This window comes from Enterobacter sp. BNK-14 (genome assembly GCF_047456095.1).
Taxonomy (GTDB): Bacteria; Pseudomonadota; Gammaproteobacteria; order Enterobacterales; family Enterobacteriaceae; genus Enterobacter; species Enterobacter kobei.
The window spans coordinates 3,337,372-3,361,758 of record NZ_CP179897.1; the positions used below are offsets into that span (position 1 = coordinate 3,337,372).

The 24,387-nt window shown below is 46.0% G+C and carries 23 protein-coding genes, 1 tRNA gene and 1 pseudogene; 15 read left to right on the forward strand and 10 right to left on the reverse strand.

Annotated elements, in window-relative coordinates; genetic code table 11:
* Positions 1-11: 11 nt before the first annotated feature.
* Positions 12-1,622, forward strand: coding sequence for a glycoside hydrolase family 43 protein (locus ACMGGM_RS15875; RefSeq protein WP_414149032.1), 1,611 nt, complete (start codon positions 12-14; stop codon positions 1,620-1,622).
* Between the two features lie 4 nt (positions 1,623-1,626).
* Here the strand turns inward: ACMGGM_RS15875 and xynR are convergent, their stop codons facing one another.
* From xynR to argL, 3 genes are all read right to left on the reverse strand, one after another.
* Positions 1,627-2,385, reverse strand: coding sequence for a DNA-binding transcriptional repressor XynR (xynR, locus tag ACMGGM_RS15880; RefSeq protein WP_014882318.1), 759 nt, complete (start codon positions 2,383-2,385; stop codon positions 1,627-1,629).
* Between the two features lie 185 nt (positions 2,386-2,570).
* Positions 2,571-3,575, reverse strand: coding sequence for an ornithine carbamoyltransferase (gene argF, locus ACMGGM_RS15885; protein ID WP_414149033.1), 1,005 nt, complete (start codon positions 3,573-3,575; stop codon positions 2,571-2,573).
* Positions 3,545-3,640, reverse strand: a complete 96-nt coding sequence (gene argL / locus ACMGGM_RS15890) for a putative translational regulatory protein ArgL (protein ID WP_217906299.1) — start codon at positions 3,638-3,640, stop codon at positions 3,545-3,547. Before argL ends, argF begins: the two co-directional genes overlap by 31 nt.
* A 99-nt stretch (positions 3,641-3,739) precedes the next feature.
* On the opposite strand from argL, the gene rraB reads away from it, so the two are divergent.
* The 9 genes from rraB to ACMGGM_RS15935 all read left to right on the forward strand — a co-directional run bounded on the left by rraB (position 3,740) and on the right by ACMGGM_RS15935 (position 12,854).
* Complete coding sequence (gene rraB / locus ACMGGM_RS15895; RefSeq protein ID WP_014882320.1) at positions 3,740-4,165, forward strand: ribonuclease E inhibitor RraB; 426 nt, start codon at positions 3,740-3,742, stop codon at positions 4,163-4,165.
* Between the two features lie 46 nt (positions 4,166-4,211).
* On the forward strand, positions 4,212-4,970 hold the full coding sequence (gene miaE / locus ACMGGM_RS15900; protein ID WP_248228022.1) for a tRNA isopentenyl-2-thiomethyl-A-37 hydroxylase MiaE: 759 nt from the start codon (positions 4,212-4,214) through the stop codon (positions 4,968-4,970).
* A 30-nt stretch (positions 4,971-5,000) separates the two neighbouring features.
* Positions 5,001-5,723: a topoisomerase II gene (locus tag ACMGGM_RS15905; RefSeq protein WP_414149034.1), complete on the forward strand. Its 723-nt coding sequence runs from the start codon at positions 5,001-5,003 to the stop codon at positions 5,721-5,723.
* A gap of 106 nt (positions 5,724-5,829) precedes the next feature.
* A tRNA-Leu gene (locus tag ACMGGM_RS15910) sits at positions 5,830-5,914 on the forward strand.
* A 184-nt stretch (positions 5,915-6,098) separates the two neighbouring features.
* The gene (locus tag ACMGGM_RS15915; protein ID WP_414149035.1) at positions 6,099-8,213 is read left to right on the forward strand and encodes a DEAD/DEAH box helicase family protein; all 2,115 of its coding nucleotides are present in this window, start codon (positions 6,099-6,101) and stop codon (positions 8,211-8,213) included.
* Positions 8,206-8,409 (forward strand): hypothetical protein, encoded by a 204-nt coding sequence (locus ACMGGM_RS15920; RefSeq protein WP_414149036.1) that lies wholly within the window; start codon positions 8,206-8,208, stop codon positions 8,407-8,409. Before ACMGGM_RS15915 ends, ACMGGM_RS15920 begins: the two co-directional genes overlap by 8 nt.
* Position 8,410: 1 nt before the next feature.
* Entirely contained in the window at positions 8,411-10,453 is a 2,043-nt protein-coding gene (locus tag ACMGGM_RS15925; RefSeq protein ID WP_414149037.1) for an AAA family ATPase, read from the forward strand.
* Complete coding sequence (locus tag ACMGGM_RS15930; protein WP_414149038.1) at positions 10,453-10,905, forward strand: hypothetical protein; 453 nt, start codon at positions 10,453-10,455, stop codon at positions 10,903-10,905. The genes ACMGGM_RS15925 and ACMGGM_RS15930 overlap by 1 nt, the downstream gene beginning before the upstream one ends.
* 227 nt (positions 10,906-11,132) lie before the next feature.
* Positions 11,133-12,854 (forward strand): DUF262 domain-containing protein, encoded by a 1,722-nt coding sequence (locus ACMGGM_RS15935; RefSeq protein ID WP_414149039.1) that lies wholly within the window; start codon positions 11,133-11,135, stop codon positions 12,852-12,854.
* 34 nt (positions 12,855-12,888) lie between these two features.
* On the opposite strand, the gene dndE is transcribed toward ACMGGM_RS15935, so the two are convergent.
* From dndE to dndB, 4 genes are read right to left on the reverse strand one after another with little or no spacing between them, the layout of a single operon-like run.
* Entirely contained in the window at positions 12,889-13,242 is a 354-nt protein-coding gene (gene dndE, locus ACMGGM_RS15940; RefSeq protein ID WP_414149040.1) for a DNA sulfur modification protein DndE, read from the reverse strand.
* Positions 13,242-15,242 carry a DNA sulfur modification protein DndD gene (dndD, locus tag ACMGGM_RS15945; protein WP_414149041.1) on the reverse strand — a complete coding sequence of 667 codons (2,001 nt, stop codon included), beginning with the start codon at positions 15,240-15,242 and terminating at the stop codon, positions 13,242-13,244. Before dndD ends, dndE begins: the two co-directional genes overlap by 1 nt.
* The gene (gene dndC, locus ACMGGM_RS15950) at positions 15,232-16,866 is read right to left on the reverse strand and encodes a DNA phosphorothioation system sulfurtransferase DndC (RefSeq protein WP_414149042.1); all 1,635 of its coding nucleotides are present in this window, start codon (positions 16,864-16,866) and stop codon (positions 15,232-15,234) included. Before dndC ends, dndD begins: the two co-directional genes overlap by 11 nt.
* Positions 16,863-17,948, reverse strand: coding sequence for a DNA sulfur modification protein DndB (dndB, locus tag ACMGGM_RS15955; protein WP_414149043.1), 1,086 nt, complete (start codon positions 17,946-17,948; stop codon positions 16,863-16,865). The genes dndC and dndB overlap by 4 nt, the downstream gene beginning before the upstream one ends.
* A 556-nt stretch (positions 17,949-18,504) precedes the next feature.
* On the opposite strand from dndB, the gene ACMGGM_RS15960 reads away from it, so the two are divergent.
* Entirely contained in the window at positions 18,505-18,813 is a 309-nt protein-coding gene (locus tag ACMGGM_RS15960) for a helix-turn-helix domain-containing protein (RefSeq protein WP_071922641.1), read from the forward strand.
* Positions 18,814-18,981: 168 nt separating this feature from the next.
* Here the strand turns inward: ACMGGM_RS15960 and ACMGGM_RS15965 are convergent.
* Positions 18,982-19,470, reverse strand: a pseudogene (locus tag ACMGGM_RS15965) (transposase); the annotation flags it as partial.
* A 332-nt stretch (positions 19,471-19,802) separates the two neighbouring features.
* On the opposite strand from ACMGGM_RS15965, the gene ACMGGM_RS15970 reads away from it, so the two are divergent.
* The 4 genes from ACMGGM_RS15970 to ACMGGM_RS15985 all read left to right on the forward strand — a co-directional run bounded on the left by ACMGGM_RS15970 (position 19,803) and on the right by ACMGGM_RS15985 (position 22,214).
* Positions 19,803-20,318 (forward strand): DUF2778 domain-containing protein, encoded by a 516-nt coding sequence (locus tag ACMGGM_RS15970; RefSeq protein ID WP_348564031.1) that lies wholly within the window; start codon positions 19,803-19,805, stop codon positions 20,316-20,318.
* The gene (locus tag ACMGGM_RS15975) at positions 20,299-20,817 is read left to right on the forward strand and encodes a hypothetical protein (RefSeq protein ID WP_414149044.1); all 519 of its coding nucleotides are present in this window, start codon (positions 20,299-20,301) and stop codon (positions 20,815-20,817) included. Before ACMGGM_RS15970 ends, ACMGGM_RS15975 begins: the two co-directional genes overlap by 20 nt.
* A 1-nt stretch (position 20,818) precedes the next feature.
* Complete coding sequence (locus ACMGGM_RS15980; protein ID WP_008501360.1) at positions 20,819-21,304, forward strand: Hcp family type VI secretion system effector; 486 nt, start codon at positions 20,819-20,821, stop codon at positions 21,302-21,304.
* 442 nt (positions 21,305-21,746) lie between these two features.
* Positions 21,747-22,214, forward strand: a complete 468-nt coding sequence (locus ACMGGM_RS15985) for a SymE family type I addiction module toxin (RefSeq protein WP_414149045.1) — start codon at positions 21,747-21,749, stop codon at positions 22,212-22,214.
* A 57-nt stretch (positions 22,215-22,271) separates the two neighbouring features.
* On the opposite strand, the gene ACMGGM_RS15990 is transcribed toward ACMGGM_RS15985, so the two are convergent.
* Positions 22,272-22,643 (reverse strand): hypothetical protein, encoded by a 372-nt coding sequence (locus ACMGGM_RS15990; protein ID WP_414149046.1) that lies wholly within the window; start codon positions 22,641-22,643, stop codon positions 22,272-22,274.
* 576 nt (positions 22,644-23,219) lie between these two features.
* Positions 23,220-24,224 carry a tryptophan--tRNA ligase gene (gene trpS / locus ACMGGM_RS15995; RefSeq protein WP_414149047.1) on the reverse strand — a complete coding sequence of 335 codons (1,005 nt, stop codon included), beginning with the start codon at positions 24,222-24,224 and terminating at the stop codon, positions 23,220-23,222.
* Positions 24,225-24,387: the final 163 nt, after the last annotated feature.

Below are 24,387 nucleotides of genomic sequence, written 5' to 3' on the forward strand. Positions count from 1 at the left end.
CCGGAGGCACTATGGAAATCACTAACCCGATACTCACCGGCTTCAACCCGGACCCGTCCCTCTGCCGCCAGGGCGAGGACTACTACATCGCCACCTCGACCTTCGAGTGGTTCCCGGGCGTGCGTATCTACCACTCCCGCGACCTGAAAAACTGGTCGCTGGTCAGCACGCCGCTGGACCGCGTGTCGATGCTGGACATGAAGGGCAACCCGGACTCCGGCGGCATTTGGGCGCCGTGCCTGAGCTACGCCGACGGCAAATTCTGGCTGCTCTATACCGACGTGAAAATTGTCGACTCGCCGTGGAAAAACGGCCGCAACTACCTCGTCACCGCGCCGTCCATTGAGGGGCCGTGGAGCGAGCCGATCCCGATGGGCAACGGCGGGTTCGACCCGTCCCTGTTTCACGACGACGATGGCCGCAAATATTACCTTTACCGCCCGTGGGGGCCGCGCCACCACAGCAACCCGCACAACACCATCGTGATGCAGGAGTTCGATCCGCAGACCGGCACCCTCTCGCCGGAGCGTAAGACCCTGTTTACCGGCACGCCGCTCTGCTACACCGAAGGCGCGCACCTGTATCGCCACGCAGGATGGTACTACCTGATGGTTGCCGAAGGCGGCACCAGCTACGAACACGCCGTCGTGGTGCTGCGTTCAAAAACGATCGACGGGCCGTACGAGCTGCACCCGGACGTGACGATGATGACCAGCTGGCACCTGCCGGAGAACCCGCTGCAGAAGAGCGGCCACGGTTCGCTGCTGCAGACCCACACGGGGGAATGGTATATGGCCTACCTCACCAGCCGCCCGCTGCGCCTGCCCGGCGTGCCGCTGCTGGCCTCCGGCGGGCGCGGCTACTGCCCGCTGGGGCGCGAGACCGGCATCGCCCGTATTGAGTGGCGCGACGGCTGGCCGTATGTCGAAGGTGGTAAGCACGCGCAGCTGACCGTGAAAGGCCCGCAGGTGGCCGAGCAGCCTGCAGCCGTTCAGGCCACCTGGCGGGACGATTTCGACGCCAGTTCGCTTGACCCGGAGCTGCAAACCCTGCGCATTCCGTTCGACGACACTCTCGGCTCGCTCACCGCGCGCCCCGGCTATTTACGGCTCTACGGCAACGACTCGCTTAACTCGACCTTCACCCAGTCGACCGTGGCGCGCCGCTGGCAGCACTTCACCTTCCGGGCGGAGACGCGGATGCAGTTCTCGCCGGTCCACTTCCAGCAGAGCGCGGGGCTGACCTGCTACTACAACAGCAAAAACTGGAGCTACTGCTTTGTGGACTACGAGGAGGGGCAGGGGAGAACGATCAAGGTGATCCAGCTCGACCACAACGTGCCGTCATGGCCGCTGCACGAGCAGCCGATTCCGGTACCGGAGAGTGCGCAGAGCGTCTGGCTGCGCGTCGATGTGGATACGCTGGTCTATCGCTACAGCTACTCGTTCGACGGCGAGACGTGGCACACCGTGCCGGTAACCTATGAGGCGTGGAAGCTATCGGACGACTACATCGGCGGGCGCGGCTTCTTCACCGGCGCGTTTGTGGGGCTGCACTGCGAGGATATCAGCGGTGACGGCTGCCATGCGGACTTCGACTACTTCACCTACGAGCCGCTATAGCGGCTCAGGCCGGGTAGCCCAGCGCGCGTGAGAGCTGGAGCCCGGCCTGCTGAAGCTGCTCGCGGAAATTAGCCAGCTCGGCGTCGTCCACGCGCGAGGTCAGCGTCGACAGGCTCAGGGCGGCAATCACGCGTGACTCGTGGTTCCACACCGGCACCGCCACGCAGCGCACGCCCTGCTCGTTCTCTTCGCTGTCCAGGGCGTAGCCTTGTTCGCGGGTTTTTTTCAGCGCATCCACCAACGCTTCGCGGGTGGCAAGAGTGGAAGGGGTAAAGGTAGTGTACTGATAGCCCTCCAGCAGGGCGTTCAGCTCGGCCTCGCCCAGCCAGGCAATCAACACCTTGCCGATGGCGGTGGCATGAACCGGCAGGCGACGGCCAATGCGCGAATAGGCGATGGCGGCCAGCTTGCCTTCAATCTTCTCGATATAGACCCCTTCACGCCCGTCCAGGATCCCCAGATGGGTGGTCTGCCCGGTCCGCCGGGAAAGATCCGTCAGCCAGCCTTTTGCCTTCTGACGAATATCCATTGAGCCCACGACGAAATGGCCGCGCTCGACCAGCTTCATGCCGAGGCGATATTTACCGTTCTCTGGGTTCTGATCGATATAGCCGTGAAGCTGCAGGGTTTTCAGCAGCGAATGGAGGGTACTTTTGCTCAGCCCCATCAGTTTGCTGATGTCGGTGATCTTAAGCTCGGTGGCCTGCTCGTTGAAGAGGTCGAGGATCTGCAACGCACGTTCAACAGACTGAATAATCGGCATAATGCTGGCATGTCCACGCTGGAATTAAGGCGAAAACGTACCTTTTTTGGGGTGAAAAATCAATTGAGCAGGCCTGATTTGCCCGGCGGCGCTTCGCTTGCAAGGGCCTACGGGTTTTGTAGGCCGGGTAAGCGCAGCGTCACCCGGCAAGAAGAGCGCACCGAATCAATAATGTGGAGAGAGGATCACTCCCCAAGCGTCGCCACCATCACCGCCTTAATCGTATGCATCCGGTTTTCCGCCTGGTCGAACACGATGCTCGCCGCCGACTCAAACACCTCGTCCGTCACCTCCATCCCGCCGTGCAGATCGAACTCCTTCGCCATCTGCTTGCCGAGCGTGGTCTGGTCGTCATGGAACGCCGGCAGACAGTGCAGGAACTTGACGTTCGGGTTGCCGGTCAGCGCCATCATCTGCGCGTTCACTTGATACCCACGCAGCAGCGCAATCCGCTCCGCCCACTTCTCTTTGGCTTCGCCCATCGACACCCACACGTCGGTATAGATAAAGTCCGCGCCCTTCACGCCGGCCGCCACGTCTTCCGTCAGGGTGATTTTGCCGCCGTGCTTCTCTGCCAGCGCGCTGCACTCCGCTACCAGGCTCTCTTCCGGCCAGCAGGCTTTCGGGGCCACCAGACGCAGATTCAGCCCGGTCAGCGCCGCCGCTTCCAGCATCGAGTTGCCCATGTTGTTGCGCGCATCGCCCGCGTAGACCAGCGTCATCTCGTTAAACGCTTTGCCCGGCAGGTGCTCCTGCATGGTCAGCAGGTCCGCCAGCAGCTGCGTCGGGTGGAACTCGTTGGTCAGGCCGTTCCACACCGGCACCCCCGCATATTGTGCCAGCGTTTCGACCACGTCCTGGCCATGACCGCGATACTGAATGCCGTCGTACATCCGCCCGAGCACCCGTGCGGTGTCCTTAATTGACTCTTTATGCCCAATCTGGCTGCCGCTCGGCCCTAAATAGGTGACGCGTGCGCCCTGGTCAAATGCGGCAACTTCGAAAGAGCATCGTGTACGGGTCGAGTCTTTTTCGAAGATGAGCGCGATGTTTTTACCGGTAAGCTTTTGTACTTCCTTGCCCTTTTTTTTATCGGCTTTAAGCTGTGCGGCAAGAGTCAGCAGAGAAGTGAACTGTGCAGGGGTAAAGTCGAGCAATTTCAGAAAGTGTTTCTTGTACAAATCGGACATTTTATCCTCGCCTGGCAAACGCCACTTATTGAATTAAAATTCACTTTATATGTGTAATTATTCATTTGCAACCCCGTTTCACAATTCTTTCTTACAAAGGTGGAGGCAAACCCGTCCGTGTGTGAAAATAGAAGTATCTGCCGCACTTTAAAGAGGATTGAGCCATGGCAAACCCGGAACACCTGGAAGAGCAACGCGAAGAGACGCGTCTGATTATTGAAGAGCTGCTGGAAGACGGTAGCGATCCGGACGCGCTGTACACCATCGAGCACCATTTCTCTGCGGATGATTTCGACGCGCTGGAAAAAATGGCGGTGGAAGCCTTCAAGCTGGGTTACGAAGTGACCGAGCCGGAAGAGCTGGAAGTGGAAGAGGGCGATACCGTCATCTGCTGCGACATCCTGAGCGAAGGCGCGCTGAAGGCGGAGCTTATCGACGCGCAGGTAGAACAGCTGATGAACCTGGCCGAGAAGTTTGAGGTGGAGTACGACGGCTGGGGAACCTACTTCGAAGATCCGAACGGTGAAGACGGCGAAGAAGGCGACGACGAAGATTACGTCGACGAAGACGACGACGGCGTGCGTCACTAAGCGTTTCAGGCGGTGGCGCGCGCCACCGCTTTTTCAAGGCAGAACCATGGATTACCCGCAGATACTCGCCCCCGTACTCAACTTCCTCCAGTGCCCGACCCCGCAAGCATGGATTGATCAAGCCCGCGACCCGGCTAACCTGCCGCTGCTGCTCACCGACCATATGGTGTGCGAGCTCAAGGCCGCCCAGACCGCGCTATTACTCGTGCGTAAATACGTCGCCGACGAAAGCGGTGCCGACGCGCTGCTCGACTGGCTCAAACCCTACGAACAGTTCACCTTCCGCGACGGCCCGGAGCCGGACTTCATCGCCCTGCACAAGCAGATTGGCAAAAGCGTGATGCCCAAAACCGACGACCCATGGGGCCAGGCGCTCATCGACAGCATGGTGCTGCTGATTAAAGAGGAGCTGCACCACTTCTGGCAGGTGCGCGAGGCGATGCTGGCCCGCGACATTCCGTACGTCAAAATCACCGCCAGCCGCTACGCCAAAGGGATGCTTAAAGAAGTGCGCACCCACGAACCGCTGACGCTGATCGACAAACTCATCTGCGGCGCCTACATCGAAGCCCGCTCCTGCGAACGCTTCGCCGCGCTGGCCCCGTTCCTCGAGGACGACCTGCAGAAGTTTTATCTCTCGCTGCTGCGCTCGGAAGCGCGCCACTATCAGGACTACCTGACGCTGGCCCAACAGGTGAGCGACGACGATATCTCACCGCGTATACAGCATTTTGGCGAAATTGAAGCCACACTTATCTCGACACCGGACAACGAGTTTCGCTTCCACAGCGGCGTGCCGGTGTAAACCGGCATAACGCAAGGATAAGGATGCGAGATGAATAAAACGTGGACCCGTATTGTGATTGTTGTCGTCGCGGCCGCCGCCGTGGCGTTCTGGGTGTTCTTCGACAGGCAGCGCGCGCCTGAACAGCAGATGGATGCTGCCCTCAACGCGATGCCCGCCTGGCAGGTGATTAAGGAGCAGGAGCCTGCGCTGCATCAGCGCATCCTCGACCAGATGGCCGCCCTGCAAAAAGCGGGCGAGCCGGAGCAGCAGATTATCGACACCATCCAGCCGCAGATCCTGCATCTGCAGATGTCGCGCCTGCAAAACGCCCCGGACGCCAACGTGGTGAACTACATGACCATCAACATGGAGCAGACCGCCGCCATCCAGAAGGTGAGCGACGACGCCTGCTTCCGCTTTCTTTACCCAATGGTGAAGGGCGGCATCAACCCGATGCGCATGCTGGATAAAGACCTGATGGCGCGGCGCATGCAGGCCGACGCCGACATGATGCGCGCGGCCTACGGCAAAAACCGCCACACCGTGACCCAGGCCGAACGCGAGGCGGCCGTCGAGGATGTGCGACCGATTATGAAGGGGCTTGCCGATAAGTACGGCGAGGACATCCAGCTGCTGCAGATGCCGGAGAAGGCGGCGGGCAAAGAGAAGCTCTCCTGCGATATGGTGCAGGACATGTGGGCGAAGGTGCTGGCGCTGCCGGAGCAGAAGGCGGCAGGCGTGATTCGGCTGGCGGTGTCTGAGCTGGAGTGACGAAGGGCGCTGGTTTTTTGGGCACTTAGCGCGGGTTTCGCGCGTCGTCGCTTGCATGGCGGCGCGCGACAGGTATAATCCACAACGTTTCCGCATCCCCTTCAGTGCCGAAGTGGCGAAATCGGTAGACGCAGTTGATTCAAAATCAACCGTAGAAATACGTGCCGGTTCGAGTCCGGCCTTCGGCACCAAAAGATGCAAATCAAAGTCGCTTAAGGGCGGCTTTTTTTGTTTGCATAATCCTCGCATTTTACATGCTTTCTCATTGATGTCCCCTTTAAAACCTGCTAAAAATTATTTAGGAGTATTCTGAATCAATGGACATTTTTAAAGGAACTCAGATTGCTTTGAGAATGTTGTTTAGCGGAGGAGATGATGTTCGACAACAAAAAAACGTTATCTGAGTTTAAACCAAACGTTGTATATGATACTGATTATGATGACATTATTAAAGATTTTTATAATAAAGCCCTACCATTAGCAAAAATATATAAAAGAGCGGTTGGTTATTTTTCTTCATCATCAATAATGTTAGCTGCGCAAGGGCTTTTTCAGTTCATTCATAACGATGGAAGGATGCAGTTGATAATAGGCTCTCCGTTGTCACGAGAGGAGTTTGATGCAATAGACGAAACTAAAAAAATATCCTTCTTAAACCAATGTTGTGCAGAAACATTAAACAGAATTTATTATGAATGTACTTCAAACGTATTGAAGGCAGGTATAGAGTTACTTTCATATCTTGTTTTTAACGGTAATCTCGATATCAAATTTGCTCTAAAAAAAAATGGAATGTATCATGAAAAAATTGGCGTATTGATATCAGAGGATGGAAGGAAAATATCATTTGGAGGTTCCGCTAATGAAACAGGAAGTGCTTTAAGTGGCGATGTAAATAGTGAATCGATAATGGTATTTAGCGACATTGATTCTGAGGTGTATGCTAAGTATGGAATTCAAATAGAGCGAAAATTTGATTCATTATGGAATAACAACGTTAAAAACATTAAGGTTGTACCAGCAACACCAGATTTTATTTCTTCAATAAAAGAATATTCCAAGGGGAAAGATTTAAATTATTTCAATGAGTTGTTTTCTAAAATTAATACAAATGATAAAGATTTTGTGTCAATTGATTTCGAGGACAATCTCAATCCAAAAATCCCTCTTTATATTAATGGGCAGTCTTATTCTCTGAAAAAACATCAAGAAAATGCAATCAAGGAGTGGCAGAATAATTCATTTAAAGGGATTTTTACAATGGCAACAGGTGCTGGTAAAACGATTACCGCATTACATGCAGCTACAAAGCTTTTTCAACATATGAATAGTAATTTGTTTTTCATTGTAGCTGTGCCGTATCAAGCCTTAGCTGAGCAATGGCGAAAAGAAATGGCTCGTTATAATATATTCCCTTTGATTTGTGGTTTTTCAAAAAACAACTGGAATTTTCAATTAAAAAAAATTGTCGCATCGTCAAATTTAGCGAAAAATAAAAAATTCAACGCTATTATTGTTATTAATGCAACGTTAAAATCAAATGATTTTCAGTTTGAATTGAATAAGATTAATCCGAATGGAATGCTTTTTATTTGTGATGAATGTCATCATCATGGTTCATTTAAAATGAACGGAATTGTCCCTGAAGCAAAATTCAAAATTGGATTATCTGCCACACCATGGGAGGACTATTACTCGGATTCAGCAGTTTTTCTCAGGAATATATATGGTCAGCCGATTGCTAAGTACGATCTTGAAGATGCATTGAAAGACAATGTGTTGTGCCCATATAAATATAAAACAATATATTGTGAAATGGATGATGATGAGGTTGAGAGTTACTTGCAGATTTCGAAATCCATTTCAGTTTTAGAAGGTAAAAGAGAAAAAGGAGTAAGTATTGATGAAAGTCAACTATTGCATCTGCTCTTAAGGCGTACAAGAATGTTGGGAGCTATAAAAAGCAAATATTACAAATTAGATAAACTTATAAAAAATGAAGGAATAAAATCAAAATCATTATTTTACTGCGGCGAGGGGAGTGATTTATCAGAAGAAGTTAACGAAGAATATGGTTCAACACAAATCATTGATAAAGTTACAAGGGTACTCGCCAAATATGGTTATAAAAATGCTCGATTTACCAGTGAACAAACAAATATTCAGAGAGAAGAATATTTAGAGGCATTTAAAAATGGCACTTTAGATTCTCTGGTAGCTAAAAGAGTTTTGGATGAAGGAATTGACATTCCAGATTGTAGGTATGCATTTATTTTAGCTAGTGCAAATAGTACAAGGCAGTACATTCAACGAAGAGGGCGCATCTTACGTAAAAGTACTGGGAAAGAGTTTGCAGTGATTTATGATTTTATTGTATCACCTCCCACTAATAGGAATTCTCAAGCACTTGATTCCTTAATAAAACGGGAGGAAGCAAGAATTCATGAATTTAGCCGCCTAGCGATCGAAACGGAGATAGTAGATGTCTAACAATCATGTAGAAATACTTAAACAGATTCGTGAATCTTTGGAGAAAGATCCCGACTTTTTATCAACCGATGAAGATAGAATTCTTCAAAAAATAATAGATCATGAAAGAGTTGCTCGTTCTGTATCGAATCCTTCTGATGATAAAATTCGGTTGAATTATATTGATTCAATATTGAAAGAATACTTGGAGTCATAACATGAAATTAAACAAGATTATAGTCACCAACTTTCGGCAATTCTATGGAAGTAACACTATTGTTTTTGCCACAGATGAGGATAAAAACATTACTTTAATTCATGGTGAAAATGGTCTAGGAAAAACCACTCTTTTAAATGCAATTTTATGGTGTTTTTATAACCGCTTTACTAACGATTTTGAAAACCCACGTGAAATAGTGAATATTTTTTCATTGAGTCAAGGGAATATTATAGCTACTGTAGAGATCATATTTAATCATGAAGGTAAAGAATTTTATATAAAGCGAGAATATAACAATAGCACACAGAACAATGATGTTATTGTATACGAATTAGAAAATGGTACATTTATTAAGCAAGTAAAATTAGCTGTGCCATTTATTCAAAGTGTTATTCCTTCTCAAATGGCTGACTATTTTTTCTTCCATGGTGAGGGTATTGCTAACATTAATAATAATAATAACTTGACTAAATTCAGGAAGGCAATAAGAGACATATTAGGATTCACATCTGCTGAATATGCAAAGGATGATCTGATTGAATTAATTTCAAGAAGAAAGGTCGAAATTCAAAAAATAACAAAAAAAAATAATGAATATAGTGCTAAATATAAAATAAAAACTGATCTTGAGTATGACAGGAGAGAATTGATTTCTGCTAGAGAGGTTTGTAAGGATAATATTGAAAATTACCAGATTGAGTTAGATGCACTGAGTGAGAGACTTAAGAATATAAAAGTATATAATGTCTCTGATATACAAAACAAAAAACAAGCAGAAGAGAAAAGGGTAAAGTACATCGAAGCAAAAACTAGCGAATTTATGTCTAAACAAAAAAAATTAATTTACCAATATGGAATGATGCTTTTTGGCTATAAATTAGCAAACGATACGATGCTAAATATTACTGAAAAGGAGGTTTTGGGTGAGATACCCTCTCCATATGATGAAAGTTTAATTAATAAGATTATTGAAGCAAAATTATGCATTTGTGGGAGAGAGGTTAATCCTTTATCTTCTGAATATGAGCATATCAAAAGCTTAAGGAATAAAGCTAATACAGCTGATATAAAACAAAAAAGACTTGCAGCAGTACATTTTGCAGGGTCTATAGGAAATCTTTCTGAGAAACCACAAGAATTTATTACGGCATACCAAGATATTGATAAAGAGATTGCAAATTTATTAAGAGAAAAACAAATATCTACACTTGAAATAGCTGACCTCCAACAACAATTAGAAGATATAGGTGATGGTGGAGAAAGAGAGGTCGCAACAATTAATAAAGAGATTCATTCTATATCGACACAAAAAGAAAATGCAAAAATTAGAATGAGTAATATTGAAAAAAATATTTCTGTACTTAATACTAGGATTGGTGAATGTGACCGATGGATAAGTTCTAATGCGCCAGACAATGATTTGGTTTATAAATATAATCGAGATATTGAGAAGTTAGAGAAACTAGTCCGTTTGTGTGAATCGAAACTAAAGAATTATGAATTAACAGCTAGAAATAATATTGCAGTAAGTGTAAATGTTATTTTGAATAACTTTTCAAGAAAAGAATTTAACGTTAGAGTTACGGAAAACTTTGACTTTAAATTAGCAAGACCAGATGGTTCTTTAGTTGCAAAAAGTAAGGGGGAAAATCTCCTTTTAAATCTATCCTTTGTTTCAGCGCTTTTAGGGTTTTGTGCACAACGGGCTTCAGGAGATAATCGTTTTTTAATCAAAGGTACTGTTGCACCATTTTTCATTGATGCCCCTTTCGGCGAGCTTGACGATACATATCGCCAAGCAACAGCAGTATTTTTACCTCAATGCTGTGAGCAATTGATATTACTACTTTCCTCTTCTCATTGGAGTGGGACCGTCGACTCTTCAATAAAAGATCGTGTTGGCAAAGAATATTTGATTATTTCACATAAAACTGACAAGCAAAATGAAAAGCCCTCTGATCTTATTGAAATTAAAAATATAGTTCATCAGCAATCAATTTATGAGTCTGATTTTGAAGGTTCATTGATTAAGGAAATTTAATGGAAATTTATTTCGATGCCCAATTTGATGATCTTCTTACCGAAGTAGTGGATGAAGACAAGATTTTTCCAACATATATGCATTTCGCATGTTTTGCAGCATCAATTGGTTGGCGTTTAGATAATGTACAAATCAAAACAAGAGGAAAATCAGCCAGAGATACTGTATTTACTAACAATCAAATGGAAGGTTTAATATATTTGATTGGTATAAACAAAACTAATGGTATGGAGTGCCTTAGAGAAGAGAACATAAATCAGTGCTGGGACCATTTTCAAAGTGCTGTCAATGCTGGTATGAATGTTATCAATGATTGGTTACATGAATTCCCATTGAAAGATAAGTCTGAAGTAATTCTTCTTCATATGCTTAGTGCTGCGACTGAGATATCAAATGAGCAGAGTAGTAACAATGCTTTTGATATCAATAATATTAAAGATCTTTTGTCTTAATATTGATATTTGTATATGGTTTCGAATGTAACTCTTAAGCACCTTGATATTATTAAGGTGCTTTTGATACAAGCAATATATTTTAACTCATGAAGTATTCACCGTTATGATGATTATCTAGAGTTTTTACTAATATGAAATATATATCCATTATTATTTATATGCATGTATAACAGTGTGGTATAATTCATTCGTGCATTTATTGTTAGAGTAATCTTGGAGTAACCGTGAACATTAAAGCAGATGGCAAAAACTTAGAACAGATATTTTATGGTTTAGATACTCGATATTTTATTCCCCGATATCAACGTGATTATTCATGGACTGCCAGCAATGAGCTTAACGAACTATGGACTGATATTATTACCTCTTATAATGAAGGTAAAGAATATTTTATGGGGACGTTACTATTAGCAAGTCGAGGTAAGAACGGAACTCAGTATGATATTGTTGATGGACAACAAAGAACGATTAGCTTCATGTTATTGCTGTCTGTAATCCAGGATTATTCTAAGCTTGTTGTTGATGGCGTAATTAGTTCTGATGATCTTGATTCAACGACTGAGAAAAGAGAAGATGCTGCTGACTCTTTATTTTCAAGCGTTAATAGACACATTAAACAAGATGACTATTATTTGCGAGCAAATAACAAAGATTCAAAATATTTTGAAGATGCTTTAGATATATCAAAACGAGAAGTTCTTACTAATGTAGTAAATAAATCAAACAGAATAACAAAAGCAAAGCGTTTTTTCCAAGAGAAAGTAAGAAAAGAATTTTTTGGTCGTAGTAATTCTTTAACTGAACTCAAAAAATTTTTCCGCTTCGTTATTACGAAACTGAAGTTCGTAACTATTACAGTTGAAGATGATTTCGACGCCTACATAATATTTGAATCTCTTAACTCAAAGGGGATGGACCTCTCTGTTGCTGACCTGCTAAAAAATAAGATATTAAGCAATATTTCGAGCAATTATCAAGATGCAGCGCTTTGCGAATGGGATGACTTGGTAAAAAAAATTCAGGGTGTTCCAGCAAGTTTCGTAGATTATATTAAGGTTTACTGGAACTCTTACGAATCAACGGATGTTACAAAAGCAACGCTTTATCAAACAATCAGAAAAAAAATTGGTAATGACGAAATCAATACCAGGAATTTTCTAAGTGAGCTTATTCAAAATTCTGAACCATTTAGTAAGCTAAAAAATAAGTCAAATCTTAATTGGCCTAAGATAAATACCAACGATAAATGGGCAGAAAAAGTAGCCGAAATGAATTTATTGGGCTATACAATCCATTTGCCTTGTTTCCTTTACGCACTCAAAAATAAAGAAAGTATTCTTGAAAAGTTGGCTGAATTATCATTGAATTTGTTGTTCAGGTGGGTGACAGTTTGTGATTATGGTATTGGTGAAATAGATTCTCTCTTTAAAAAAATTCTTGCTGATCTTAAAGCTGGTAAATCTGATACTGATATTTTGAAAAACTTCATTCCGCTGATAGAAAAAGTTCAAGGCTCTTTCATTGAAAGTTTCAGCCTATTTGAAACTGAAAGTTCGACAATATTGAAATATATTTCATGTAAAGTAGATTTACATCTGGGGGCGACTAAAGCCTTAATTCCTGACTTCTTAGAGGTAGACCTAGAGCATATATTCCCTAAAAATCATGAAGTATGGGGCAGTAATTTGGATTGTTTCAGTAAACCTTACAGTCGTTGGGTTAATTCTGTTGGGAATGTGATCTTGCTCGAGAAAGGAAAAAATAGAAAAATCAAGAACTCTGTCTTTGAGGAAAAGAAAAGCGTATTTTCTTCCTCTGAATTCAATAGCGCAAAACAAATATCTACACTACCAAATTGGTCTGAGGAATCAATTTTTAATCGTTGTAGCTATCTTGCTGATCTAGCAATTGAAATTTGGCCGCTGAACTCAGATATGTGTAATTAAAAAATTAACCAGCCCTATAATAGGGCTGGTTTCATTACAAAGCTTGAGTAAAATCTCTTAAGTTTTTATAATTTCTTAGCGGTGCAATCCCATCTTGTACATGAGAAGCCCATATTTTATGCATTTCCTTTTCATTATAGTTCGGGTATAACATTTTCAGGGTTAGTTCTGTTAGCAATAACGTCTCACCAAGCCAAGTTATTTTGTCTAATACTAAACTTCCATCAAGTTTGTCTCTGTTATTTTTTTCATTGTATCTAAACCCGCTTTCAACAGAAAAAAAGAAAGCAAGTCTTGCAGAAATATTGGGGGTCAATCCTGTGAAAGTTTTCAAACGCTTCAGTTGCTCTTCCGTTTGATGATTTAATTGCATTCTATTAGGAAGCATTAAATTTCCTCCTTCGTTAAATTCCAGAAGTACCCAGGCTTAAGAGCTGACGATTTAGTTCGAGAATTGAAAATAATCTCGTATGCATGAGATATATCATCACGTAATTGATCAACAAAATACCGTTCATCAACTTCAGTATCTGTAGATAACAACACGACCTGGTGACTCGCATATGGGAAGTAATGATTGATTAGCTTATCTCGATGCTGAGAATCTAAGCGTCCTAGCGGAGTATCAATGATTACCGGCAGGTCTCTACCCGATGTTTTAGCCAGTGCTTCAAGAATCGCTATCGCATAAATTTGCTTCTCTCCAGCGGAAAGTAGTTTACGGTTGATAACTTTGTTGTTCTCATCCACCAGTTCAACATCAAATGTTTCTGGATTGATATGCGCATTCAGCTGCAAATCTTCTTTTCTGGCTAACTTTCGGTAAGCAACTTCAAAGTTAGCTGAGAGGGTTTTTACTCGCGCCTGCGTTAACAGTTCACTATAACGATCAAGCAAGCTGATTGTCTCTTGCGCATTGTTGAATGCACTATTAAAGCTATGCTGAGTGCGTGCTGCGTCGTGAGCCTTTTGTATCTGGCGAGCGCAATCAAGTTGCTGTTGCTTGGTATTTTTTGCTTCTTCCAGCAATGAGCGATACTCCTGCCGCTTAGCTTCACGTTGACGATCCAGCTCACGGATTCTTTCAAAAATATCCATCAGCTGATCATCTTCCGGCGCTCGGGCGATATTTGCTGCGGCTTGCTCTAATTGTTCTTCTATCTCTGCCAGCTGGTTACGATAAAGGTCAAAACGTTGCCAGGCTTTTTTACTATCTTGTTCGATAGACTGCTGGATCATCCCAGCTTCACGTTCAGATATGTCAAACAGCAATTCACCTTTTGGCTTATCAGCAAGATATGTTTTAAGGTTATCTTCTATAGCCTCAGCAGCTATTTTCCCTGTGCTTCCTGAGCGGAAAGAAATGTCGCTTTTGAGTTGCGTAAGGAATTGATTCAATTCCTTTTCAAAGCTATTTGCCTGTTTTATTTGCGTCTCTGCACTAATCTGTTCAAGCAAACGACCCAGAGTCTTTGGAGCTAAAGCATACGGTAAAGAGCTATCACACTCATGACGAAGCGCTTTTTCCAGTCGATCTTTTTCTTTTAAAAGCGTCTCGACCTTCTGTTTCTCCTGGGTTTTTGTTTGAGCAAATGCCCCCCCTTGTGCGTTAAGTAGGGTCTCATTCTGCACAATTTCCTTGGAGATTAGGTCAATACGCAATTTAGCGAAATCAGCCTTTTCAAGAATTTGCTCGGTTTTAAAGGAAAATTCTTTAATCTGTTTCTCAAGTTCAAGAAGCTTCTGCTGTTGAGATTCAGCCAATTGACCAGATTGTTGGCGCTTCACGAAAATTGTTAAATCGTTCCGGAGCTTCTCGATTAGATCCAGGCCCAGCAGACGACGCACAGCCGTACGGAGGATATTTCCCGATTCGTCCTCAGCAAGCTCCGCAATTTTTTCACCATCGAAGAAAAACAGGTCGGCTATGCCGTGGGGGATTAATTCATTTAAAAAACCCTGGCACTGATCATAGCCAAGCCCTTCAATGAGTTTGCCATCCTGCTGTAAGGACAGTTTGTCTCGCTTACCTTTTTGCCAGGTGCGGGTAACGGTAAATTCAGCCTCCTGCCCACCTTTGTTGTACGTAAAAATAAGCTCGACTGAGGCCTCATCGGGCTGTTCACCCAAAGTTGAGCCGTTGTGTATCAGGGCACTAAGCTCTTCCACATACTCTTGCTGTTGAGTAGTTGAACCAAATGCAAGCCTTCCATAAAGGGCTAGGCGGATAGCGGAAAGTATTGATGTTTTACCTGCGCCGTTTAACCCACCGAATAAAACGATAGGGCGGGGGTTATCGTCGTTCTGCCGTTTTTTAGGGGCCAGATCGATAACATGGGTTCCATTGAATACCCGATAATTACGCAGTACCAGCTGTTTAATTAACACGTTCTTTTTCCTCACTGGTAAGCAGGCTTGGCTCGCTGACTTCGGCAATTCTCCGCTGCAGTATCTGCAGTTCAGCTTCTATGCTTGCCACTTCTTCCTGATGAACATCACGCTCATTACGTTTCTGCAAAGCTTCCTGCTGTTGTTTTATCTCTTCAAGACTTCCCCAGTCTTGCTTGAGGATCGTCCCTAGTTTGTCGAAGATCCCCTGTCGGCGGCTAAGGCCTTCCATCGAAACTTCGAGCTCAATTAATTTCATAACCATTTCAGGAACAACATCAAACCCTTGGGCAATTTGCTCAAGAAGTTCGGCATCGCTGGCGTCGAAACGTGATTGATCGTCTATAACCCAGTCCAGATCCTTGCCATAAACATCACGATAAATACCCGGTAATGTGTCGTACCAGTCGGGTTCATTAGGATCCTTCAGCCATTGCTGGCGTATGGCATGCAGCTCAGGTTCTGTGATTAATGTAATGGTGTGACCTTGCGCGTTCATATCACGCTCAATCGTCAGCAAATCCTTCAACCATTCCTGGCGATACTTAAGCCAGTAAGGGCCTGGCACATGTTTACGCTCAGCTGTAAGTTCTTCGCCATCCTTCGCATATTGGTAGCTCACTTTACCTGTGCGTCGTTTATAGTTGCGGTAGGTATCTTTGTTTACTGGATCGGTTGTGAAAGCCAGCAGGTCGCGGTATTTCAGAAGGGGCGACATCCACTCTTCACCATTCTGGATTAAGCTTTCCATCGCTTTATCTTTTGTGACTACAGTACATGTCCAGCAACCAAAGCGTGAATTACCGCAGGAAGGCGTGCTGTCATCAATAACTAGCGGGCATTCACCTTGAGCTGAGGAATCCATATAAAGAGTCCACAGCGGGCGGTTATTCCCCCCCCAAGGGCTTTCCCACTCGTCAATATCATCAGGCGCATATCTGAATGCACCACGCAGTAATTTCCATACGTCTTCAACATCCCAGGTATCAATCGGGGTGTAAATGAAGGCATTTGAAAGGGTGGTATGGCGTGCAAGGCGCGAGCCGTCAATCTTATGCTTTGCAATAACCTGAGCACGTGATGCACTTTCACTGCTGCGCGATCCAAGAACGACAATAACTTCATCAAACTGGCTGACCTTATCTTTGATAAAGTCACTTACCGGGTTGATTTTCATGCGTTCTGTACACCAACGGAAACTACGGGTTGGCGCTGGATAGCCTTTACCAAGCAGGTTTACCCAGAATGTCTCGTTGGTTTTTGGCGTTACAGCATGTTGTGTTATCGGTAAAGCGTCGCGTTTAGCGCCAGCTTCAATCTGGAGCATCGTTTTTTTGATGAGGTCTACTACAACCGGCGTCTCTACGAGTGTGTCTGAAGAAACGACAAACACATCCTTCGTACGCATTTCCGGCGGAAGACCCATCAACGCCAGGTAAACAAGGGTAATAACTGCCGAAGAGTCTTTGCCACCACTGTATCCAATTACCCAAGGGCGTTTATCTGCGCAGTAGACACGCTGAACTTCAGAGACAAAATCAGCGAGAGTACGCCCAGCAAATTGCTCTTCGTTTATGAAATCTTCATAGTCGGCCAGATCATAGGCCTGAGTTAATGTACTCATGATACAACCATCTGAGCTTCAAGCTCTTGTTCTTCAGGAGAAAGGGGGAGAGACAGCGCTATTTTTAAAGCGTTGCACGTTAGCTGAATGGCGGTACCGGTTTTGCTCAATTTGCCATGTTGCATTGCGCGCTTAATCATCTCAGGATTGCTTTTACGCCAGTCAAAGGTTTTTAGCTTCGTAAGTCTTTCCTGCCAGTGTTCGGGTTCCTCAGCCAGTAGTGAACGGCCCAGAAGGCCCAAAGCCTGCAAACCGATACCGTGGGCATGCACATAATCCTGGCGGAGCTGCGCCGGAGATACTTCTTTGCGTGCAGCAAGCTGCCAGTCTGGCATGACTTTGAAAATAGCCTGCCAGTATAGCGTAGCGATGTGCGTATTGTCCTCAATGCTGCCTACTTTAGGGTCTTTACCAAGCAGGGCGCGTGTTGCCTGTTTAATGCTGCTTAGCGTGAACAGTTTATTGGAAAGCAAACTGATACTGGATTTCTCAAGTTCAGTAAGACCTATAAAGGGCTCGATAGACATGGCCAGATAGCGTGCAAGGTTTGAGCTTACGTCGCGATGATCGTAAAGCGCGGAGAGTGAAGGGCTAGGGCGGATTGCGTATTTGTTCAGGTCAGCAAACATCTGCTGACTACGCCTTAAACCTTCATCAACAAAGAACAATACGGGGATGTTGTCCTGCCCTAATTCAGGACGCTCCGAAAGGGCATCCTCGATAGCCTTACGGCGATGTTGACCATCATTGATGAGAATTTGCGCATCCATTGGTACTCGAAGCGTTCCAAGATTGTTGGAGTTTTCGAACTCGTCAAACTGTACATCGACCGCAATGGATGCAGTTAATGCAGAGAATACATAATCTTTCGGGTTTTCAAGTAAATAACGCACCATTTCTGGGATGCGTGATTTATTCAAGATACGCTGAGCGCGCAGCTCCGGCGGCACGTCTGTCTCATCGAAGCTGAAGATCTTCGGAATGATGCGCATAGGACAAGTGGCGATGTAGAATGGTCGTCCAGCTTGGACACCCCTTACAGCGGGGAAAGAGTAGCAATAATCTGCATCGAAGTTAGCCATAATCTAGTCCCTGTTTTAAAGATGCTATTACGTTACATTTTACGTAAAAAATTTCTTAGAACGAAATTTTTATGATGATAAAACACAAATTGTTAAAGATTTACGTATGATTTGACGTAACTCTTTGCTGTGCTTGATTCTTCTTCCATGTAAGCTTCGATCCGAAGATTTAAAGGTACGACGTGGCCCTATGAGTTCAGGATTGATGCCAATTGATCCTGCAAAGAAGAATTTTACTTTGTGTCACGGTCTCTTAAGAGCGTTAATCGTTGTGTAGGCGCTGAGACCGAAGGTGGCAAGCGAAATCTTGTTCCTTTTTGAGAGCAGCTAAAACGCAAGCTTTGTACCAAACCATTCTTCATATCTCCTTGTGGGAAGTTGACTAACGAGACACTACGTTATTCGTAGCTTCTTTGGAATCTTTAAAAACTACGTTTTACGTAGTTTTGCGAGGGTGATCGAGAATTTTTGAAATTCTTACGTAAAAATCAATCTAGCGGTTGCACTACGTAAAACGTAGTATCTTCCGTAGGCATTAACTACGATTATCGTAGTTATGAAAACTTCCAATTCTCATAATCAGCTCTTCAGTCGACGCCTCAAAGAGGTGCGCTTAGACATGGCGTTATCGCAAAAAAACTTGGGTATTTTGGCTGGCATAGATGAGTTTGCAGCGAGCGCACGTATCAACCGCTACGAGAAAGGGGTTCACCAGGCAAGCATAGAAGTCGTCCGGCATCTCGCTAAAGTTCTCGAAGTGCCTGTAGCATACTTCTACACAGAAGATGATGAACTTGCCTCTTTAGTCCGTCTTTGGCCGAAGTTGGACTCGGAGAAGAAGAAAAACATCCTTCAGCAGCTCTAAACAAAAAAGAGTGCTTCGCTGTAATTTCTCTTCTCGAAAAGCTTTCCAGTGATTTAGAACCAAAACCTTGCATTAGTGTCTTGCTCTAATTCGTCTGATTTCATTTCCTGAATCCACCTCGCAAAATCCAAATCTATCCCACTCCAAACCGCTGTATTTATATTCAGTGTAAAGCAGGTGAACGCGTTTATGGTTCCAGGTATTGCCTCGCCTGCGCAGCAGTTGAAACAACTTCTAAAACCGTAGCGCGGATAGCGCTCTACCAGCTCAGTCAGTGCCTGGATCACCGGTCCATCACTTGGGTATCGAGCTGGTAAAAATAAATCTTCCTGCTCAGCGATAACGTCCTGCAGGCCTGGCGTAAACTCATGGCAAATTGCGCCGTCAGATAGCTGGCGAGTTCACGGTTTATCGCTGATTTTAAAGCTTTTATGTGATAACGTCTTTCAGAGCTAGGCATTCAAGGCTGAAATCGGCAAACATCTGTTTAGGGCGACGATTTTCATCCTCCGGGTCTTTGATTTTTTAAATATCAGCTACTTCCATCCCGCCATATTTTGCTCTCCAATTTTAGTAGCTGGCTTTTGAGATACAGGCTGCGCGGCAGACATCCTTAACGGCACGTCCGGCTTCGACGGACTTCAGGACGGCAATGATCTGGTGTTCAGTGAATAGGGCTTTACGCTAGGCGACCTCCTCGGGCGGACATAATCAGTATGTCGGAAGATCTCTAAAAGTGAATGGTTCGTTTTTGCCGGGATACTTACACTGCCAGCGGTTCGGTCTCGCCCCTGAGGGTGCATGTTCAACTTGATAAACTTCGCTTCCTGACACACCTCTGATGTTACCGCTTAACGGCCTTACACGTTGTCTTACCACCAACGGGCTATTGTCTGAAAATCAGATGTCTCTCGGACGAAAACCTTCTTATGTCAGATTGCGTAGGAGTACGATAAGCCAACAAATCATTATAGATAAAAGGGTTATCTATGGCTCTACATGGAAAGTTCGTAATTAATGATGCGTACTACTCCCCGTTATCGTTTCCTGGTATAGGCACGTTTTTAGCTTTCTCTGGTAATGGTGCTTACCGTAATCGTGGGGCATGTGGAATGATCCCCAAAGAGGGGCCAGTACCAGCGGGTAAATACTGGATTGTTGACCGCCCTCAAGGTGGACTCAAGTCGCAGCTAAACGCAGCGGGAAGAGACATTTATAATCACTTCGCCAATGGTGCAACGTTCAAACATTCTGAATGGTTCGCATTATGGCGTGATGATTGGGGGATCGACGATTACACATGGATTGAGAGCGTTCAGCGTGGCAATTTCCGTTTGCATCCAGGCGTACTATCAGAAGGTTGTATCACTCTCCCACATGATTCTGATTTTGCCATGTTGCGTAATGCTCTGTTGAGAAGCCAAAGAATGGATGTTCCTTGCATGAGGAAGCTACAGGCATACGGCACGATTGAGGTGATCTCCAATGGCAAAACATGCCCGTAGTTTATTTATCAAGATAGTGTTGTTCGCTGTTGTTATGCTGATCGTTGCTGAAATAGTTCCGTATGATGGATTAGTTAATTCTATTACGGGGCTTTTTGATTTCCAGAGCGCCGACAAGTTTACCCGCTTCATTTTGGGTGAACCTGATTTAGAAGTTTGGGAATCGTTAGACGCCTATTTTAGCATCTTAATCAATACATTAATCAGCGTACCTGTCATGAGCGCCATTACCACGGCGTACAGTGGCGCGACACATAAAGTTAGTCCAGCAGGCATCCCCAGAGAGTGGTTCAGTTCCACATTGCGACGGTTAGCTAAAATCTTCGGGTTTACCTTCCTGCTTTGGGCGTTGTTTCGCTTGCTGCCTTATCAGTCTTTATTCCCGGATCAAACGTATTCAAATTTCACAATGGCGGCGATTGTGGGCTTTCAGTTGCTCTTAACGATTGTTTGCTACTGGTTCATCACGAAGAAAATCACAACTAAAAGGAGTTTGTAAAATGCCTATTCCGGCTTACATGTGGCTTAAGGACGATGGCGGCGCAGACATTAAAGGAGCTGTAGACGTTCAGGATCGTGAGGGGAGTATAGAGATTGTTGGCTTTAGTCATGGTCTGAACATTCCAGTAGACAGTGCCAACGGGAAGATTACTGGCAAGCGTTCACATTCTCCGATGATGATTGAAAAGGAGTTTGATAGCTCCAGCCCGTATCTATACAAAGCCGTTGCCACCGGTCAAACGTTGAAAAGTGCGGAGATTCGCTGGTATCGCATTAACCATGCAGGACAAGAAGAGTGCTACTTCGTCATGACCATTGAGGGCGTGAAAGTGACGGGCATTAACCCAGGGATGCCAAACGCTAAAATGGCAGGAAACTCGCAGATCAACCACATGGAATCTGTTTCCCTGATGTATGACAAAATCACCTGGCGTTATGTTGATGGTAATGTCCAGTATACGGACGATTGGAACGTAAGAGCGTAACAAATAGAAAGGAGGCATTGAGTGCCTCCTCTTTATTAACGCTTATCCTCTCAAAGGAGCCTGTCCGTAATTCTGTGTAACTGCCATCGTATTAAAGGTTATCGCTCAGTCGGTCACCGAACTTGATAATAAAACGACTCATTGCCAGCCCGCAGATCGGCGAATGGTTGCTCTGAGGTTCATGCGGGCGCTCACCTTATATTCTGATAGTCCTCGCTGCGTAATTTCCCTGACCCAACCCTTTTCCTGAATCTCCCTCGCAAATTCCAAATTTCCCCCACACCAAACCGCTGTATTTATATTCAGCCCTGTATAATGAGCACCAGAAATTACGCCGAACGGCAAAGGAAGTATCAAAGATAGTTTAACCGAGAATTCGCGATATGAAGGTGCTGCAACACCCCCATACCGCTAACCACAACCAACTATAACGGAGTTGAAAATGGCTGCGACGAATTTTAAGCCAGAGTTTACTGTTTGCAAAACAGAATCAGACGCTTTCACCGGCATGATTGAAAACCGCGAGCTGGTGCGCAAAAACAGCGCCCGCCGACTTCACGGCAACCAGACCAACGCAGCGCCCGTCCATCCCCGCGCAGAAACGCCGCAGGACAGCGCCGCCTGCTGCGAACTTTATGCACGCATAGACATGAAATATCTTCTTCTGGGCGGCGACTGGTTAAACCGTGCAGGCTTTATCAACGGTATGCCCGTAAAAATCCGCGCCATGAAAGACTGCATTGTGATTACGCCCCAGCATACAAGAGAATTATGGGGATGCCTGGAAGGGATGAGCGTGGTGAATATCAATAAACAGAAAGTCGCACAGTGGCTGAAGACGTTTCCGGGGGCGCTGAATGATACAGGTGATGTTCCGGTGATTAAGCGTGGGAGTGGGCAGGCTGTTTAAACTTAAGGCTACCTGCACGGGCATGTAAGCACATGCCCGCACTACGCTAAGAATAACTCAGTCATGATGTATTTGTTCTTTCACTGCCTTAACCAGCACAGCATGGAGTTCGCCAACGGTTAAATCGCTTATCACCGGTTCCGGAGTACCACGTATCCTGCGAATCAAACGGCAGATAGCGAAGTAATCTATGCCTTCGGTGCTAAAAAGAAACTCATTTTCAACGAGAGAAAACGTTGTCTCATAGCCATCTTCTTCAGTGACAAGCGTAACGCCAAACGCTGCCTCGCAGTCTTCAATCAGGGCATCGCCATCCATGCCGCAGATATCAAGGTCGGCTTCGATTAGGGTGTTCTCATCAATGCGCTTGCGATGATGTCCAGAGGAATGACGCACTACTTCAATGACCTGCGAAAGAGTGGGGTACATTATGTTGGATTCCGTTGGTGAAGAAATGACGTAGATATTGATTAACAGACCGAGTTAATGCCTGGGACTGATTATTGAAGGTACAAAGAAAATCAAAACAATCCACGCAAACATCCCAATGATTTTTAACGGCCAGGGTTCGAATACATCAAAGCACACAATTGCGCCTATAACTAATAGTGGTCCTCCCAATAATTCCAGTATTCCTTCTAAGATAGATAACTTATGAGGCAATACACGATTAAGTAAAACGGCCATGAAATGTGCGCATCCTAAAGTAATGATTATAGCTATAGTGCACTCTTTCCAGTTATCAGTGACGCCCACGCATAGGAGGCATAGCACAATCACAAAAACACAAAGTAACGTATTCAGCATGGAAATAATAAACTTGCTCATAACATTTGCTACGACGTTCGAAAAATATTAAGAGTCTATGAATATAGCGCTCTCAAAAGAATGACAAACGACATTGGCTAATAATGCATTTCAGAATTTATTGCGCCTCGCTAAGTTCCGTAATTATCAAGTTAGCGGCTTCATGCTAATCTCCCGCACTCCACCGCTATATCGACTTTAACTAAACACTGGCACCCCCAGCCCAACCTTCACCTCCCTCAACGTCCCTTGCGTCACCCCCTGCGCCCGTTCCGTCCCGCGCTTAAGCATCGCCATCAGCTCGCCTTTATCCTGCATATACCTCGCCCTCCGCTCCCGCATCGGCGCAATCAGCTCCTGCAAACACCCCTCCAGCTCGTTCTTGCACGCCCGGTCACCCAGCCCGCCCGCCTGATAGTGCGCCTTCATCGCCGCCACTTTCGCCTTGTCCGGATGAAACGCGTCGAGGTAAGTAAACACCACGTTCCCCTCAATCAGCCCCGGGTCGCTCACCTTCAGGTGGTTCGGGTCGGTGTACATGGCGCTGACCGCACGATGAATGGTCTCTTCGCTGGCCGAAAGGTGCAGCGTGTTGCCCAGCGATTTCGACATCTTGGCACTGCCGTCGATGCCGGGCAGGCGGCTGGTGTCGCTCAGCATCGCCTTGCAGTGGCGCAGCACCGGGGCGGGCAGCAGGCTGTTCATCTTGTGCACAATCTCGTTGGTCTGCTCAATCATCGGCAGCTGGTCGTCGCCGACGGGCACGCACTCGGCCTTAAACGCCGTGATGTCCGCCGCCTGGCTGATGGGGTAGGCCATAAACCCGACCGGCAGCGAGCGGGCAAAGCCCTTCTGTGCAATCTCGTTTTTCACCGTCGGGTTACGCTCCACGCGGGCGACGGTGACGATGTTCATATACAGCATCGTCAGCTCGGCGAGGGCGGGCAGGGCGGACTGCAGGCAGATCGTGGTCAGGTTTGGGTCGATGCCCGCGGCGAGGTAGTCGGCCAGCACTTCGGGGATGTTGTCGCGAATTTTCTGCGGGTTGCTGCCGTTGTCGGTCAGCCCCTGCAGGTCGGCAATCAGCACAAACTGGTTGTGCGTCTGCTGGAGCGCCACGCGCTGGCGCAGCGATCCGACGAAGTGGCCGAGGTGCAGCGGGCCGGTCGGGCGGTCGCCGGTGAGGATGGTTGGTGCGTTCATAAAGACTCCTTAATGTGCAGTTGCCGAAAGGAGTCTTAGATGTGAGAAAGCCGCCTTTCGGCGGCTATCTGAAAATGGGGAAAACAACTCCGAGCCGCCTTTAAGAAGGCAGCCACCAGCGGTTTACGGTGAGCACGGCGTGGTTTATGTTCATCTCTTTACC